The following is a 14,647-nucleotide window of genomic DNA, read 5'->3' as shown; positions in this document are numbered from 1 at the left end:
TTAGTGAAGGAAGGCGCAACACCACAATATGGGTCGTTAGCTCAGTTGGTAGAGCAGTTGGCTTTTAACCAATTGGTCGAAGGTTCGAATCCTTCACGACCCACCACTTCTTTCGCGGTTAGTGAAGAAGGCGCAACACCACAATATGGGTCGTTAGCTCAGTTGGTAGAGCAGTTGGCTTTTAACCAATTGGTCGAAGGTTCGAATCCTTCACGACCCACCATCTCTTTTCCCCATCATTTTCTATTAGCGCGACTCATGGAGTGGCGGCTTTGTCGTATCTATTGCACAGCGAAAATAAAAGTGCGGTTTTTTTACGCCAGCTCGAGCGGCATTCACTCTCTGTACTATTGTAATGGTGGCGATCGCGACAATGTGAGTGAGGTTCAGACCTTTTGCTAATACGAATTCACTCGTGATTGCCGGATATTAAGACTGATCGATTTTCAGCAAGATCACAATGACAGGGAGAGATGGACGTGAATAGATCCACACTGTGTAAAAGTATTTTAGCGCTAGCCATTGCAGGGATCACTTCGTCGGCGTATGCCGCCTCGGAGCACAGCTTTGGTGGCTATGTAAAGACGGACTTTATGGTGAGCCATTATGACAATGGTGCGCCCAGCGACGACAGCTTATCACGGCAATTCTATGTGCCGGGTACCATTTTTGGCGATAGTAGCCGTGGCAATACCGTGACGGACTTCCAAGCTCGAGAGACGCGTTTTAACTTCACTTCGGCTAATGATCTGGGCGGGCATAAGTTAAAGTTCTTCCTGGAGTTGGATTTCTTTACCCACAGCGACGGTAACCAGCGGGTGTCCAACAGCTATTCGCCCCGTTTGCGTCACGCCACGGTGACGTTCGACAACTGGACGGCCGGGCAGACTTGGAGTACGTTCCAAAACCCGGGTGCGCTGCCTGAAGCATTGGATTTTGTCGGTGCGGCGGAGGGGACGCCATTCATCCGACAGGGGTTGCTGCGCTACACTATGGGGGGCTTCCAGTTTGCTATCGAGAACCCCAAGACCACCTTGACCGACTATGCGACCGGAGGCCGGATCGAGTCGGACTCCAATTACGTGCCCGACGTGGTTGGCCGCTATAACTTTACATCCGGCGATGCCAGTTTTTCCGTGGCTGCGGTGCTGCGTCAGCTGGAGATCGAGGAGACCGTCAATATTGGCGGCAATGGCGCGATGAGTCTGGATGAGAGTGAGTTCGGCTATGGTGTCTCGTTTGCCGGTGTCGTGCCGGTGATGGGGGATGACAAGTTGAAGTTCATGCTCAACTACGGCGATGGCATCGGGCGCTATATTGCCCTGAACTACGCGAACGCGGCGGTGGTGAGTGCCGATGGTTCGTTGGATACCGTGTCTTCGGTCAGTGGCTTTGTCAGTTATCAGCATTGGTGGAGCAGCAAGTGGCGCTCCAACGCGACGGTATCGGCCTTTGAGGCCGACTATGACAGTTCCTTGATGGGCTCGGCGAACGAAAGCGCCTACAGTGGCAATATTAACCTGCTGTACTCACCGGTGAAGCCGGTGACCATCGGGGCGGAGTGGCTGTACGCCAACAATGAGAAGACAGGTGGGGAAGACGGCGAGCTGAACCGCTTCATGGTCTCGTTTAAATACGCCCTGTAACAGGGGTAATGAAATGAAAAGGCCAGCCTTGCGGCTGGCCTTTGTCGTTATACGGTTATGCGTACAGGCCTAGGTTTTCTTTAGCGTAGGCTTCAAACTCAGTACAACCACCAACGTGATCTTGATCAACAAAGATCTGCGGTACGGTATTAACCGGCTTACCCACGGTTTTTTCCAGCTCTTCTTTGGTTACGCCTTCAGCATGCATATCAACGTAACGGAATTTAAAGTCTTCACGGGACTCGGTCAGGGTTTCAGCGATCTTTTTTGCGCGGACGCAGAATGGGCAGCCAGGTCGACCAAAAATTACTACAAACATGCGGGTACTCCATTTTCTAGATAGAGCCGTTATACCATAATCGCCGCCGTCAATATGCAGTTTCGGCGGTGCGGTATCGGCCTTTGTAATCAAATACACACTCAATCACTTTCCAAAAGCGCTTTTTTTCCAACCGGGCGATAACAAAATCCGGATGACGAAACAGGTGCTGGTGGCGGATCACGTCATCGACCGTGTTGAGGCGTAATGACTGTCCGGGATTCTTCAGGTGATTGCGTATGAACTGGTGATAAAAATGCCCTTTTTGGCCGGGCGAGTCAAAGCCGAAAGGGCGATTGACCTCATCGCCATCCTCGTCAAACCAGCGCACCTGGATGCGTGGCTTGCCATCTTTGCCGGTGGCCGCCTCGAGCAGCACACCACTGCAGCGCAACACCTTGTAGTCTTTCAGTTGTAGCACCTCTTTGAGTCGCTTATCCGGATCGACCAACTGCTTGCCACAGCAATGACATTGCCGGGCTGCAATGTCATTCTCTGCCATGCAATCTGGGCACTCTTTAAAGCGAAAGCGGAAGTCGCATTGCAGGATCTTGCCATCGAGTTGGTCGGAGCCCTGACAACGTCGACCAAAGTGCTCGGTAAGCAAGCCTGCTTCGTCCAGGCGGCCCCAGAAGGCGTTCGCGTGACCACACTTAGGGCATGGGACCTCAACGGGTACTGTGTCGCTGTGAGGCCGAGGCTCGCCGACCTCGGGCGAATACAGGGAGTAGCCATTGCCGGCGTAATCGAGCACCAGACAATCTTTTTTGCCTTCGCTCAGTCTCAGCCCGCGGCCCACCATTTGTTGGAACAGGGCAACGGAGTCGGTGCGCCGCATTAGGGCGATCAGATCGACATGAGGGGCATCGAAGCCAGTGGTCAGCACTGAGACATTAACCAGGTATTTCAATCGCTTTGCTTTGAAGTCTGCAATGATGGCGGCGCGATCTGGCTTGGCGGTATCGGCCGTGATCAGGGCCGATTGTCCGGCAGGCAGACGGCTGACGATCTCTTTGCCATGCAGGACGGTGGCGGCAAACACAATGATCCCTTCGCGCTGTTGGGCCTGCTCGACGATTTGTTCGCAGATCAGTGCCGTGGCTCGCCCGCGATGCTCGGGGTGGATATCAGGCAGATCGCCATTGGCATCGGGCAGCAGCCAACTGGCGAGCGCGCCATCGACCACGGTGGGCGGCGTCAGGTAGCCGGCTTTGATCAAATGGCCGATGGGCAGCTCGTACACACAGTCGGCAAAAGGCTTTGGCTCGACGCTGCGCAGGGTGCCTTTGCAATGGCGTTGATAGATCCAGCCGCTGTCGAGCCGATAGGGCGTGGCTGTCAGGCCGAGGACACAGAGCTTCGGGTTGAGTTGGGCCAGTCGGTTGAGTAGCCCTTGATACTGGCTGTCGTCCTCTAAGCTGATGCGGTGACATTCATCGATAATGACGATGGAGTAGGGCTCAGTGAGCTGATCGCGGATCTGGGCCAATGACTGGACGGAGGCAAATACCACCTTGGCGCTGGTGTCTTTCTGGCCCAGCCCCGCTGAGTAGATGGAGCTGGACAACCCAAAGCTGGCAAATTTTTCGCGGTTTTGTTGCACCAGTTCTTGGACATGAGTCAGCACTAAGACGCGACCGCGAGCGAGGCGGGCCAGCTCAGCGATCACCAGGCTTTTGCCTGCACCGGTCGGTAGGACCACGACCGCAGGGGTGCGTTTGCGGCGAAAGTGTTGCAGGACGGCGTCAACGGCTTCCTGCTGGTAGGGGCGCAATGTGTAAGCCATAAGACACCAGGCTAAAATCGAGGCCGGCTAGGATAACAAAAAAGGCGGGAGAGCGAAGCACCTAGGGTGTTTGAGTGACTTTGAGGCAGTAAAAAGCCCCGACGGAGCGGGGCTTGGCGTCTGTTAGGTTTGGCTGATCACAGCACCATCGCCGCGATCCAACCGAAGCCAATCAGTGGCAGGTTGAAGTGGATGAAGGTGGGGATCACGGTGTCACGAATGTGGTCGTGCTGACCGTCGGCGTTCAGACCTGAGGTTGGCCCCAAGGTGGAGTCTGATGCTGGCGAGCCGGCATCACCCAGCGCAGCGGCGGTACCCACCAATGCGATGATGGCCGCAACCGAGAAGCCAAAGCTTAGGCCCAGTGGCACGTAGATGGTGGCGATGATCGGAATGGTGGAGAACGACGAGCCAATGCCCATGGTGATCACCAAACCGACGACCAGCATCAGCAGTGCGGCCAGCGCCATGTTGTCGCCGATCATGCCCTGTACCGACTCAACCAGCATGGACACTTCACCGGTGGACTTAACGACTTCGGCAAAGCCTTTGGCGGCGATCATGATAAAGCCGATGTTGGCCATCATATGCACACCGCGGGTGAAGGCGTCTTGCGCGCTGATCTCCGCTTTGTCGATCCCGCCGATGGATAGGACGACGAAGCCGACCAAGGCACCGAAGATCATCGAGCTGGTCCATAGCTGCACCAGCAAGGCCAATGCGATCGCGGCAAAGGCGACGGCGATGCGGCGTGGGTTCAGCTCGGTATGCTCAGGCTCGGCAGCCAGGGTCTTATCCACGCTGTATTCGCGTGGCTTACGGTAGCTGACGAAGATCGCGATCAGCAGACCAATAAACATGCCCAGTGCCGGAATGGTCATGGCGGACGCAACGTCGTTGACGTGCAGTGGCGCGATGGTGTTGTTGTCGACCAACTCTTGCAAACCGTTGCCGAGCAGGTTCTGCAGCAACAGGCCTTCTTGGAAGATCAGGCCAAAGCCCAGCGGCACCGCCATGTAAGTGGTGACCAAGCCGAAGGTGATAAGACAGGCAACCAATCGCCGATCCAGTTTCAGGGATTCCATCACGTGTAGCAGCGGCGGGATCAGGATCGGGATAAAGGCGATGTGCACCGGAACCAGGTTTTGTGACATCACAGCCATGGCCAGGATCGCCATCAAGAGCATGATCCGCACCTTGATGATGGCTTTGGCGTCTGGCGTCTTGCCAAGTCGTTGGATGATGGTGCGGGCGAGCAGATCGGTGATCCCGGTATGCGCGAGCGCCACGGCAAACGCACCAAGCAGGGCGTAGGCCAAGGCAACTTCAGCCCCGCCGCCCAGGCCGGTGTTAAAGGCAGAGATGGTTTCGTTGATCCCCATACCGGCGGTTAGGCCAGCAACCATCGCGCTGATGATCAGGGCGATCACCACATTTACGCGGGCAAGGCTGAGGGCCAACATCAGCACAACGGCCACAATGACAGCATTCATAACTAAAAAGGTTCTCGCTTATGGTTTTATTATCGGAATTATTGTTTTAGGCCGCCCCATGTTAAGGCCTTTTGTGCCTCTGTCCAGTAGGCTAGAGGAAATTGCCACATTATTATGCAGACAAGGTGATATCTGTTGTGGATTGTTCGAGCTTGTTGTCGAATGTGAGTCACGCGGTGGCTCAATGAGAGGGTTGGGTTGTGTGGATGTGGCGCGCATGAGGGTCGTTGTGTTAGCGCGTCTTTAACGACCTCAGTGCAATGTGGCAGACAACGGGGGAGCATTGGGAGGAGGTTTTGGTATGCGAGTCGGCATAGGGCGGCGGTTTATGCCACGGCGAGACGGCGTGCTGGCCTCTGGAAGCGAGGATCTGGCCTCTGGAAGCGGCCTAGGACACAGCTGGAGCAACGCGCTTTTATGCGCCCTAACATACTCTTACGGTTTTGCTAGATGCAAAATTTCAAACGGTGCAATCGAGAAACTGATCGATCCTAGTGCTTGTTTGGTTAAAGTTGCTCCTTATAATGGGTGCATTGGTTAGCAAAAATGTTAACTTTTGGATCTATTACCAATAATTGGGAGATTTAACATGGGCGTATTAGTTGGCCGTCAGGCACCGGATTTCACTGCTGCAGCGGTTTTGGGTAACGGCGAGATCGTTGATGCATTTAACCTGGCAACCGCCATCAAAGGTAAGCCAGCGGTGGTGTTCTTTTATCCTCTGGACTTCACCTTTGTTTGCCCCTCTGAGTTGATCGCCTTTGATCATCGCATCGAAGAGTTCCAGAGCCGCGGCGTGGAAGTGATCGGTGTCTCCATCGACTCCCAATTTAGCCATAATGCGTGGCGTAACACTGCAGTCGAAGACGGTGGTATCGGTCCTGTGCGTTACACACTGGTGGCAGACGTGAAGCATGAGATCTGCCAGGCGTACGATGTTGAGCATCCGGAAGCCGGTGTGGCGTTCCGTGGCTCCTTCTTGATCGATAAGGACGGCCAAGTCCGTCACCAAGTCGTGAACGATCTGCCTCTGGGCCGTAATGTCGATGAGATGCTGCGCATGATCGACGCGCTGCAGTTCCACGAAGAGAATGGCGAAGTCTGCCCGGCCCAGTGGGAGAAGGGCAAAGAGGGCATGGACGCGTCGCCAGATGGCGTGGCGCGCTTCTTGTCAGAGAATGCCGATCAGCTGTAAGAGCGAACACTGCTTGTAAAAAAACCGCCGAATGGCGGTTTTTTTGTGTTTGTTGCGATCAGCTTGTTGCTGCGTCGCTGGCGTCCGCGGTTGGTGCGACCATCGGCCAGCCGCCGAGCGCCTTCCAGCGATTGACGATATGACAAAACAGTTCGGCAGTTCGCTCGGTGTCGTACAGCGCCGAGTGGGCTTCTTTGTTGTCGAATGGGATCTGGGCTGCTCGGCACGCTTTTGCTAGCACCGTCTGTCCTAAGGCCAGGCCAGAGAGGGTGGCGGTGTCAAACGCCGCGAAGGGATGAAACGGGTTGCGTTTGAGCTTGGCCCGTTCGCACGCGGCATTGACAAAGTTTTGGTCAAAGGCGGCGTTGTGCGCGACGATGATGGAGCGGTTACAGCCAGCGGCTTTTTGGCCTTTGCGAACCCCTTTGAAGATCTCGCTGAGGGCTTCTTTTTCCGAGACGGCGCCACGCAGGGCGCTAAAGGGCTCGGTGATCCCATTGAATTCCAGTGCCGCCTGTTCAAGGTTGGCACCTTCGAACGGCGCGACGTGAAAATGAAAGGTTTGATCCGGGATCAGCCAGCCGTCGTCGTCCATTTTCAGCGTTACGGCGGCGATCTCCAGCAGTGCATCGGTATTGGCATTAAAGCCAGCGGTTTCTACATCAATAACGACTGGGTAGTAGCCGCGAAAGCGTTGTGACAAAAGGTGGGATTCTGGCGTACTCATGGATCTCAACGACGGTGATATCAGGCGGGGGATTATCGCAAACCCGCGGCATGAATGAAATGGACTGAGGTTCATCTTTATCGCTTGGGTGGGCGAGCGGTGTTCGGCCGCCGGGTTAGGCCTGCTCGTGCGGTGATTTCTGTGAATTTGCCTGTTAAGGATCTGACATCTTGGCCGATAGCTATAGCGAGCGAGTGTAATAGAGGTGCAACATGAGAAGATGGGCATTGGCCTTGGTATTGATCAGCTGTGGCAGCCACGGCGGGATCCAGCACTATGCCGCGCCGATAGAGCAAGCCCAGTGGCAACTGGAAACGTCGAGTCCGTTGCAGTGTGTGCTCAGTCATGAGATCCCGCGTTACGGTAAGGCACGCTTTATCAGTCGGGCGCATAAACAGTTGAATCTGAACTTTTCCTTGCAGATGCTGCGCAAGCCGGAGAAATTGACTCCGGTCACCCTCCGCTCGGTCGCGCCAGCGTGGCGCCCCGGGGTCACGGCCAAGACCCTGACTCAGCTGAGCTATTACAGCCACTTCGATGGAGAGTTGGGGCGTAAAGATGCGTGGATGATGATCGGCGAATTGGAGCAGGGAATGCAGCCAACCTTCTTTTACCAAGATTGGCACAGTGAACGTCCGGTGTCGGTTGGTTTGAGTGTGGCCAACTTCGGTCCGGGCTATCAGGCGTTTGTTGAATGCGTGGATGGCTTGCTGCCATACAGCTTTGACGATATTGCGTTTACTGTCCTCCATCATGATAAGAGCGGCGCCTTAACCCGGGACTCGGAGCAGCGCTTGCAGCGGATCATTGATTTTCTTGAGCTGGATCTGTCGGCCGATCTGGTCTTGATAGATACCTACACCGACAGTTACAGCTCGGAAGTGACCAACATGGCACTGACCCGACAGCAGGCCAATGAATTGAAGGCGATGTTGATCAGTGAGGGGATCCCGGAGCGGCGGATCCTGACTCAGGGGCATGGCGAGAAACGGCACATCGCCAGTAATCGTACCGAGCGCGATCGTCAGTTGAATCGACGGGTGATGATCCGCATCGAGCAGCAATAATCGTTCATTATAATGGAAAAGGCCCCTGACTGAGTCAGGGGCCTTTTGGTTATGGGCTGGCGATGGCTTAACGGTTAAACGCCATGCGTTGGCCCACGGGCTCGGTGGTGGCGTGTTTACCGTCATAGACATGGACACCATTCACCCAGGTGCCGGTGATGCTGGAGCGGAGGGTGCGACCCTCGAGCGGGGACCACTGGCACTTGTACAACAGATCGTCTTTGTCGATCTTTTGCGGGGCGTTGAGATCCACCAACACCAGATCCGCGTGGTAGCCTTCGCGCAGGTAACCACGGTCTTTCAGGTTGAAGCGCTCAGCCACGGCATGACTGGTTTTCTGGACGATGGTTTCCAGCGACAGCGCACCGGCATGGTAGTGCTCAAACAGAGACAGCAGCGCATGCTGCACCAGAGGCACGCCAGATGGTGCCTTAAAGTAGGTGCCTTGCTTCTCTTCCCAGGTATGTGGGGCATGATCGGTGGCGATCACGTCGATGATGTCACGACGTACCGCATCCAGCAGGGCCAGACGGTCACGCTCGGTCTTTACCGATGGGTTGCATTTGATCTGCGCGCCTAGCGTTTGGTAGTCCTCATCGCTATAGAACAGATGGTGGACACACGCTTCGGCTGTAATATTGGCGTCCTTGAGTGAGGCCAGTGAGGTGCCTTCTTCAAACAGCGCCAGCTCTTCTGCGGTGGAGATATGCAGAATGTGCAGCTTGGTGCCGTGCTCTTTGGCCAGCTCCATCGCCATCTTGGTGGATTTGATGCACGCTTCGCGGGAGCGGATCTCTCCGTGCAGATGGATCGGCACCGCTTCGCCGTATTTGGCTCGGGCGGCGGCTTCGTTGGCGGCGATCATCGGGCTGTCTTCGCAATGAGTCAGCACCGGCACCTTGGCGTTGGCGAAGATCCCGGCCAGGGTTTCTTTGTTATCGACCAGCATGTTGCCGGTGGAGGCACCCATAAAGATCTTAATGCCGCAGGCGGCGTTGGGATCGAGTGTTTTGATCACATCGAGGTTGTCGTTGGTCGCCCCCAGATAGAAGCTGTAGTTGGCGACGGACACCTCGGCCGCGCGGTCATACTTGGCTTCGAGTGCTTCGATGTTGGTGGTCTGTGGGTTCACGTTGGGCATCTCCATAAAGGAGGTGATCCCACCGGCGACGGCGGCGCGTGATTCGGTGGCCATGCTGCCTTTGGCGGTCAGGCCCGGCTCACGGAAGTGAACCTGATCGTCGATCATGCCTGGGATCAGCAGCTTTCCGGTGCCGTCGATCACGGTGGCGCCGGCTGGCGCGGTGATGCTGCCGCCGATCTTGGCGATGCGACCGTTTTCAATCAAGAGATCGCCGGTTTGGCGGATCCCTTCGTTTAGAATTTCAGCGTTACTGATCAATGTGCTCGTCATTGGCATATACGTCTTGTAGTGGCGGATAGGGCAATGCTAATAATAGCGGTTTACGTCGATAAAGCCCATCCGAGGAGCATCATGATGGCCCGATTGTTATCCCTTTTTTCATTGATTTGTCTCAGTTTTAACCTGCATGCACTGGAGCTGCAGGGTGAGCTGACCCAGGGGAGCCTGATCCGCGGCCAAGCGTCGTCCGGTAGCCAAGTCGCGCTTAATGGTGAGCCCGTGGCAGTGACGCCGGACGGGGCGTTTGTGCTGGGCTTTGGTCGCGAGGCGCCGTTGAGCCAGCAGTTGGTGATCACGGCTGCCGATGGCGTGGAGTCCCGCCATGAGATCGCGCTGGTTAAGCGGGAGTATGACATTCAGCACATTGAGGGGATCGCCCAGCGGATCATGAAGCCGAACCCACAAGCGCAGCAACGGGCGGCACAGGATGCGGAGCAGACCTACTTGGCCCGCCAGCGTTTTGAGGATCGACACGATTGGCAGCAAACCTTTATCTGGCCGGTGACCGGGCGGATCTCCGGCGTGTACGGCAGCCAGCGAGTGTATAACGGTGAGCCGCGCAATCCGCACTATGGTGTCGATATTGCCCGGCCCACCGGCACGCCCGTGCTGGCGCCGGCGGACGGGCTGATCACCCTGGCGGTGGCCGACATGTTTTACTCCGGTGGCACCTTGATCATCGATCATGGCTATGGCGTCAGCTCAACCATGATCCACCTGAGTAAGCTGTTGGTTGAGGTTGGCGCTGAGGTGAAGCAGGGCGAGGTGATCGCCGAGGTGGGCGCCACTGGGCGGGTGACCGGCCCCCATCTGGATTGGCGGTTAAACTGGTTTCAGGAGCGGTTGGATCCGGCGTTGTTGGTCGGACCCATGCCAAAGTAGGGTTGCAGGCGAAAGGAGTCGCACATGGAGCAGTGGTTTGACACGGCGCCGGACCGGCAGGGCAGCGATAGCGTCAAGTGGGACCGCTACCGGCAACGGGATGTGATCCCCATGTGGGTGGCGGACATGGACTTTGCGGTGGCACCGGTGATCGATCAGGCGATCCGTCAGCGGGTTGAGCATGGCGTTTATGGCTACGCTGCGGTGCCAGACACATTGAAGCAGGCGTGTGTTGAATGGTTGGCGCGGCGCTGGGGTTGGTCAATCAGCCCTAGCTGGCTGGTGGCGCTGCCCGCGGTGGTGCCGGGGATCAACTTTGCGGTTCGAGCCTTGGCCGAGCCCGGCGCGCTGGCGGTACCGTGTCCCATCTATCCGCCGATCGCGCAAGTGGCGGCGAACCTCCAGCTGCCGATGCAGCGTTTTAGTGTGCAACCGGGCCAAGGCTGGGATCTGATCGAGCTGGAACGGGCCTGTCAGCAAGGGGCTAAAACGTTGCTGCTGAGTGTGCCGCACAACCCCATTGGCCAGCGGTTTTCACACCAGCAGCGACAGGCCCTGGCTCAGTTGTGTCAGCGTTATCGGGTGCAGGTGGTGAGCGATGAGATCCATGGTGATCTGATCCTCGACGGACACGGCCATCAGCCGTTGGCCAGCCTCTCCGAGGATATGGCGCAACGGACCCTAACGCTGATCTCGGCCGGCAAGAGCTTTAATCTGGCGGGCCTGCCGTTTGCTTTTGCGGTGGTTGCCAATGCTCAATGGCGCCAGCGACTGAAGCGGCAATTGTTGGGGCATGCTCCGACTCACAATGTTTTGGCGATGGTGGCAACGGAAGCGGCGTGGCGGCAAGGTGAGCCCTGGCTTGAAGCCTTATTGCAGTACCTGAAGGGCAATCTGGCGTTGATCGAGGCGCGTTTGGCGGCGCTGGATAGGGTGGTCTTACATCGGCCGGATGCGACCACGCTGGCCTGGATCGATTGCCGTCAATTGGGCCTGGACGATGTCAAAGGGCATTTCGAGCAATACGGCGTGGGATTCTCGGATGGCGCAGAGTTTGGTCAGGCGGGGTTTGTTCGACTGAACTTCGCTTGTCCAAGGGCGCGGTTAACGCACGGCCTGGACAGATTCCGCCAGGCCGTGCTGGCGGTTTAACTGGCGATCGCTTCGCTGCTGAGGCCCAAGACCTTGCGGATATCGTGTGGGTGCAGCTTGATGGTCACCTGTTGATGTTTGAACGCCACCGTGGGGTTAGGCAGGGGCTCATCCTCGCCACGGGGACAACTGGTCTTAAGCTCTATTCCTAATGAGCCATCTTTGATCACCGGCCATTTGGCGATCACTGCGGGGATCCGTCGAACCGCGGCGATCATGGCGTCTTCGTCTTGTGCGTCGCAGGGCAGCACCAACTCCACATGCTCCCAGCCATCGCGCCGCTTGCGGCCATCCGGATAGGGCAGTTCGACTAAGTCGATGCCCCAAGGGCCGACCTGGATCGGCGTGGCCAGTTGGATCAATAAGATCGGACGGCCATTGATCTGCTTTTCAGACAGCAAGGTACCGCGTTTGAGCAGCTCGGCCTTGATCGCATCGGCATCTTCAGCTGCGGTTATGCGCAGCGCGATGTGATCGGCTTGCAGGCGTGCGCGTACAAACCCCAATCGGTCGGCCAGTTTACTGGCTTGCTCGGCAAATTCGGGCAAGCCGTCCATCAATTCTTGATAATTCATTCTCGCTTCCAGCAGGCGCTGGCCAAGGTCTGGCCGGCAAAGTCCATTACCCGAAACTCGCTGCCATCGAAGTGACCAAAACTGGCGACATGACCCCCTTTGGGGATCGTGATGGAACCTGGATTGAAATGCAGGACATCCTCTTTCCACTGGGCAACGGGAAGATGGGTGTGGCCATAGGCAAAGCCATCACCCGCCGCCAACGGGGGGAGATTGTCCGGGTTCATCAGGTGGCCGTGGGTCAGACATAGCCGTCGACCATCCAAGATCAGCCAGTTGTATTCGGCCAAGATCGGGAAGCGACACAACATCTGATCCACTTCACTGTCACAGTTACCTCGGACCGCAATGATGCAGTCGGCCATCTCGTTCAAGCGTTCAGCAACGGCTTGTGGATCATAGCCTTCCGGGATCGGGTTTCGTGGGCCATGATTGAGCAAATCGCCCAATAAAACAAGGCTTTTACATCCCAGTTTTGCTTTCCAGTCGAGGGCTTTTTCTAGTGCAGTGATGGAACCGTGAATATCAGAAATAAACAGCATTGCTAGTACGATGTGGGCAGGGGTTTGAGAGATTTTAACGGCAGTTTTGCTGACATACCAGTAATCTGTACTGTCGCGGGCGCTGCAGTCGCAGGTGACACTAAAAAAGGCTGTCTTTGCCTTATTCCATGTTGTACGGTGGCACTGGGTGACAACATAATATTAACACCTGCGACTAAGTAGCCAGGGAGGCAAGATGGATCGAGATATTGACAGTGAAGTGCTTATTGGTCCTTGGTATCAGCGAACTGAGGCCGTGGACGAGCAACTTCCCAGCTCGCTGGTCGCGACGATGTGGCTGTGTATGTTGGCCTCGGTTGATAAGTCACATCTGGAGATGATCGGCGATTGTAATATGGCGGTGGCGTTTGATCTTGGCATTGCGGTCCAGGTCGCGGAGGAAGAGTTGATCCCGCTGCCAGAGATGATGGCCGAGGTGTTTCAGTTTTATAACGACAAGCTCGAGTTGGGCTTACCCAGTTTGATCTTGGCCAATCAGGTTGCAGCCAGCTATCGCGCGTCGCAGCAAAGTCAGCATCAGCTGCATTAATTCTATAGAAAGCAAGAGGTTGCTCACGGCAGCGGCATGAATTCGGGGCTCAAACTCGCAACTAAGTGTATTGGTTGATAGTCTTGAGTGATATTCAATTTATGGGTTTTCACTATGAGAACACTGCTGGGGGCCTGTTTGGCTCTGTTTATGGGCTCGTCTGTTGCCGCAACGGAAAAAGGGGTCGTTGGGCCCGTTGAACGTCTGTATGTGGTTGAGGCTGGGCTGACGATGGCCGCTCGGATCGACACCGGCGCATCGAAAACATCCATCCATGCAGAGCAGATGGAGGTCGTGGGCGGAGAGCTGGCCGACTGGGATGCGAATATCGGTAAGGCGCTGCGCTTTGTCACCCGCAATGGCGCGGGCAAGCCGGCGAAGATCGAAGCCACCATCGCGGAGGTCACCCACATTCGAAATTCGCAGGGGAGCGAAGACCGTTATGTGGTGTGGTTAACCATTGGGCCGAAGGGCAACGAGAAGCGGGTGTTAGTCACCCTGAAGGATCGTGCACCAATGAGCTATAAGTTGTTGATCGGTAGAAATTGGTTGGCTGGCGATTACTTGGTTGATGTCGATCTGACGCAGTGATCTGCGCGGCAAAGACGAGATACAAAAACAGGACGCTTAGGCGTCCTGTTTTTCTTCAATCAAAGCACTTACAGGCGAACAACGTTCGCTGCTTGTGGGCCTTTAGGGCCTTGCTCGATATCGAATTTTACTGCTTGACCTTCGGCCAGGGATTTAAAACCGTCTCCCTGGATAGAGCGGAAGTGTACGAACACATCGCCGCCACCGTTATCCTGGCTGATGAATCCAAATCCTTTGTCGTCGTTAAACCATTTAACGGTGCCTGTTGCTTGAGACATTGCCTCTCCTGAATCGCGAAAAGTTGTTTGCTACGCACGCAATTTGCGTCGAAAGCGCCGAGATCGGTGCCTCCGACATCTGAATCGCTTCTCGACGACAGGTCTTACAGATGAAGCTGTTGAGCGGAAGGTTCATAAATCAAATTGTCGCTGCCTCGTCCATGGCGGACCCAAGCACTATAACATAGGGGTTAACGAATGCCATTGGCAAAAAGTAAAAGCTTTATAGGCAGATACCTATGGAAGCACAGCGAGGGTAATTGGCGAGGCGTGGACAAAAAAATACCGCCAAATGGCGGTAATGCCAGTCAGTTAAGCTGACTGGCATTTTTCTTTCGTGGTCGCCGAACTGCGTATTTCTGGGGACGACGCTTCACAGCTCGAGGGTAATGGCGCTCTCGCCGGATTGGCAGTACAAAGG

The 14,647-nt window shown here is 55.9% G+C and carries 15 protein-coding genes and 2 tRNA genes; 9 read left to right on the top strand and 8 right to left on the bottom strand.

Annotation, left to right across the window (positions count from 1 at the left end; translation table 11 throughout):
• Positions 1–30 precede the first annotated feature (30 nt).
• From ABEA08_RS10030 to ABEA08_RS10020, 3 genes are all read left to right on the top strand, one after another.
• A tRNA-Lys gene (locus ABEA08_RS10030) sits at positions 31–106 on the top strand.
• A 41-nt stretch (positions 107–147) separates the two neighbouring features.
• Positions 148–223: transfer RNA gene (locus ABEA08_RS10025), tRNA-Lys, on the top strand.
• Between the two features lie 256 nt (positions 224–479).
• Positions 480–1,646, top strand: coding sequence for a DcaP family trimeric outer membrane transporter (locus ABEA08_RS10020; RefSeq protein ID WP_345335157.1), 1,167 nt, complete (start codon positions 480–482; stop codon positions 1,644–1,646).
• A 55-nt stretch (positions 1,647–1,701) separates the two neighbouring features.
• Here the strand turns inward: ABEA08_RS10020 and ABEA08_RS10015 are convergent, their stop codons facing one another.
• The 3 genes from ABEA08_RS10015 to ABEA08_RS10005 all read right to left on the bottom strand — a co-directional run bounded on the left by ABEA08_RS10015 (position 1,702) and on the right by ABEA08_RS10005 (position 5,244).
• Positions 1,702–1,965, bottom strand: a complete 264-nt coding sequence (locus ABEA08_RS10015) for a GrxA family glutaredoxin (RefSeq protein WP_345335156.1) — start codon at positions 1,963–1,965, stop codon at positions 1,702–1,704.
• Between the two features lie 49 nt (positions 1,966–2,014).
• The gene (gene radD / locus ABEA08_RS10010; protein WP_345335155.1) at positions 2,015–3,751 is read right to left on the bottom strand and encodes a DNA repair helicase RadD; all 1,737 of its coding nucleotides are present in this window, start codon (positions 3,749–3,751) and stop codon (positions 2,015–2,017) included.
• 137 nt (positions 3,752–3,888) lie between these two features.
• A complete protein-coding gene (locus tag ABEA08_RS10005; protein WP_345335154.1) occupies positions 3,889–5,244 on the bottom strand; it encodes a Na+/H+ antiporter family protein in 1,356 nt (451 codons plus the stop codon).
• Between the two features lie 589 nt (positions 5,245–5,833).
• On the opposite strand from ABEA08_RS10005, the gene ABEA08_RS10000 reads away from it, so the two are divergent.
• Entirely contained in the window at positions 5,834–6,439 is a 606-nt protein-coding gene (locus ABEA08_RS10000; RefSeq protein WP_345335152.1) for a peroxiredoxin C, read from the top strand.
• 58 nt (positions 6,440–6,497) lie between these two features.
• On the opposite strand, the gene rnt is transcribed toward ABEA08_RS10000, so the two are convergent.
• Complete coding sequence (gene rnt, locus ABEA08_RS09995; RefSeq protein ID WP_345335151.1) at positions 6,498–7,166, bottom strand: ribonuclease T; 669 nt, start codon at positions 7,164–7,166, stop codon at positions 6,498–6,500.
• Between the two features lie 212 nt (positions 7,167–7,378).
• Between rnt and ABEA08_RS09990 the strand changes: the two genes are divergently transcribed.
• Positions 7,379–8,233, top strand: a complete 855-nt coding sequence (locus ABEA08_RS09990; RefSeq protein ID WP_345335150.1) for a flagellar protein MotY — start codon at positions 7,379–7,381, stop codon at positions 8,231–8,233.
• A gap of 67 nt (positions 8,234–8,300) precedes the next feature.
• Here ABEA08_RS09990 and ABEA08_RS09985 read toward each other — a convergent pair whose 3' ends face one another.
• Positions 8,301–9,647, bottom strand: a complete 1,347-nt coding sequence (locus ABEA08_RS09985) for a dihydroorotase (protein WP_345335149.1) — start codon at positions 9,645–9,647, stop codon at positions 8,301–8,303.
• Between the two features lie 84 nt (positions 9,648–9,731).
• Between ABEA08_RS09985 and ABEA08_RS09980 the strand changes: the two genes are divergently transcribed.
• Positions 9,732–10,538 (top strand): M23 family metallopeptidase, encoded by an 807-nt coding sequence (locus ABEA08_RS09980; RefSeq protein ID WP_345335148.1) that lies wholly within the window; start codon positions 9,732–9,734, stop codon positions 10,536–10,538.
• 24 nt (positions 10,539–10,562) lie between these two features.
• The gene (locus ABEA08_RS09975) at positions 10,563–11,690 is read left to right on the top strand and encodes a MalY/PatB family protein (RefSeq protein WP_345335147.1); all 1,128 of its coding nucleotides are present in this window, start codon (positions 10,563–10,565) and stop codon (positions 11,688–11,690) included.
• Here the strand turns inward: ABEA08_RS09975 and ABEA08_RS09970 are convergent.
• Entirely contained in the window at positions 11,687–12,265 is a 579-nt protein-coding gene (locus ABEA08_RS09970) for a VOC family protein (RefSeq protein ID WP_345335146.1), read from the bottom strand. The genes ABEA08_RS09975 and ABEA08_RS09970 overlap by 4 nt on opposite strands.
• Positions 12,262–12,807, bottom strand: a complete 546-nt coding sequence (yfcE, locus tag ABEA08_RS09965) for a phosphodiesterase (RefSeq protein ID WP_345335145.1) — start codon at positions 12,805–12,807, stop codon at positions 12,262–12,264. The genes ABEA08_RS09970 and yfcE overlap by 4 nt, the downstream gene beginning before the upstream one ends.
• Before the next feature lie 196 nt (positions 12,808–13,003).
• Between yfcE and ABEA08_RS09960 the strand changes: the two genes are divergently transcribed.
• Both ABEA08_RS09960 and ABEA08_RS09955 read left to right on the top strand, forming a co-directional pair.
• On the top strand, positions 13,004–13,357 hold the full coding sequence (locus ABEA08_RS09960) for a hypothetical protein (RefSeq protein ID WP_345335144.1): 354 nt from the start codon (positions 13,004–13,006) through the stop codon (positions 13,355–13,357).
• A 114-nt stretch (positions 13,358–13,471) separates the two neighbouring features.
• Positions 13,472–13,948 (top strand): ATP-dependent zinc protease family protein, encoded by a 477-nt coding sequence (locus ABEA08_RS09955; protein WP_345335143.1) that lies wholly within the window; start codon positions 13,472–13,474, stop codon positions 13,946–13,948.
• 68 nt (positions 13,949–14,016) lie between these two features.
• Here the strand turns inward: ABEA08_RS09955 and cspE are convergent, their stop codons facing one another.
• Positions 14,017–14,226: a transcription antiterminator/RNA stability regulator CspE gene (gene cspE / locus ABEA08_RS09950; protein ID WP_168659640.1), complete on the bottom strand. Its 210-nt coding sequence runs from the start codon at positions 14,224–14,226 to the stop codon at positions 14,017–14,019.
• Between the last annotated feature and the right edge of the window lie 421 nt (positions 14,227–14,647).

Source organism: Ferrimonas pelagia, assembly GCF_039543565.1.
Taxonomy (GTDB): Bacteria; Pseudomonadota; Gammaproteobacteria; order Enterobacterales; family Shewanellaceae; genus Ferrimonas; species Ferrimonas pelagia.
This window is presented reverse-complemented; position numbering and strand designations above follow the sequence as displayed.

What these genes read in the sequence shown, in the direction of transcription:
- ABEA08_RS10015 (WP_345335156.1), bottom strand. Translation starts at nt 1,965, where the DNA reads ATGTTTGTAGTAATTTTTGGTCGACCTGGCTGCCCATTCTGCGTCCGC.
- radD (WP_345335155.1), bottom strand. Translation starts at nt 3,751, where the DNA reads ATGGCTTACACATTGCGCCCCTACCAGCAGGAAGCCGTTGACGCCGTC.
- ABEA08_RS10005 (WP_345335154.1), bottom strand. Translation starts at nt 5,244, where the DNA reads ATGAATGCTGTCATTGTGGCCGTTGTGCTGATGTTGGCCCTCAGCCTT.
- ABEA08_RS10000 (WP_345335152.1), top strand. Translation starts at nt 5,834, where the DNA reads ATGGGCGTATTAGTTGGCCGTCAGGCACCGGATTTCACTGCTGCAGCG.
- rnt (WP_345335151.1), bottom strand. Translation starts at nt 7,166, where the DNA reads ATGAGTACGCCAGAATCCCACCTTTTGTCACAACGCTTTCGCGGCTAC.
- ABEA08_RS09990 (WP_345335150.1), top strand. Translation starts at nt 7,379, where the DNA reads ATGAGAAGATGGGCATTGGCCTTGGTATTGATCAGCTGTGGCAGCCAC.
- ABEA08_RS09985 (WP_345335149.1), bottom strand. Translation starts at nt 9,647, where the DNA reads ATGACGAGCACATTGATCAGTAACGCTGAAATTCTAAACGAAGGGATC.
- ABEA08_RS09980 (WP_345335148.1), top strand. Translation starts at nt 9,732, where the DNA reads ATGGCCCGATTGTTATCCCTTTTTTCATTGATTTGTCTCAGTTTTAAC.
- ABEA08_RS09975 (WP_345335147.1), top strand. Translation starts at nt 10,563, where the DNA reads ATGGAGCAGTGGTTTGACACGGCGCCGGACCGGCAGGGCAGCGATAGC.
- ABEA08_RS09970 (WP_345335146.1), bottom strand. Translation starts at nt 12,265, where the DNA reads ATGAATTATCAAGAATTGATGGACGGCTTGCCCGAATTTGCCGAGCAA.
- yfcE (WP_345335145.1), bottom strand. Translation starts at nt 12,807, where the DNA reads ATGCTGTTTATTTCTGATATTCACGGTTCCATCACTGCACTAGAAAAA.
- ABEA08_RS09960 (WP_345335144.1), top strand. Translation starts at nt 13,004, where the DNA reads ATGGATCGAGATATTGACAGTGAAGTGCTTATTGGTCCTTGGTATCAG.
- ABEA08_RS09955 (WP_345335143.1), top strand. Translation starts at nt 13,472, where the DNA reads ATGAGAACACTGCTGGGGGCCTGTTTGGCTCTGTTTATGGGCTCGTCT.
- cspE (WP_168659640.1), bottom strand. Translation starts at nt 14,226, where the DNA reads ATGTCTCAAGCAACAGGCACCGTTAAATGGTTTAACGACGACAAAGGA.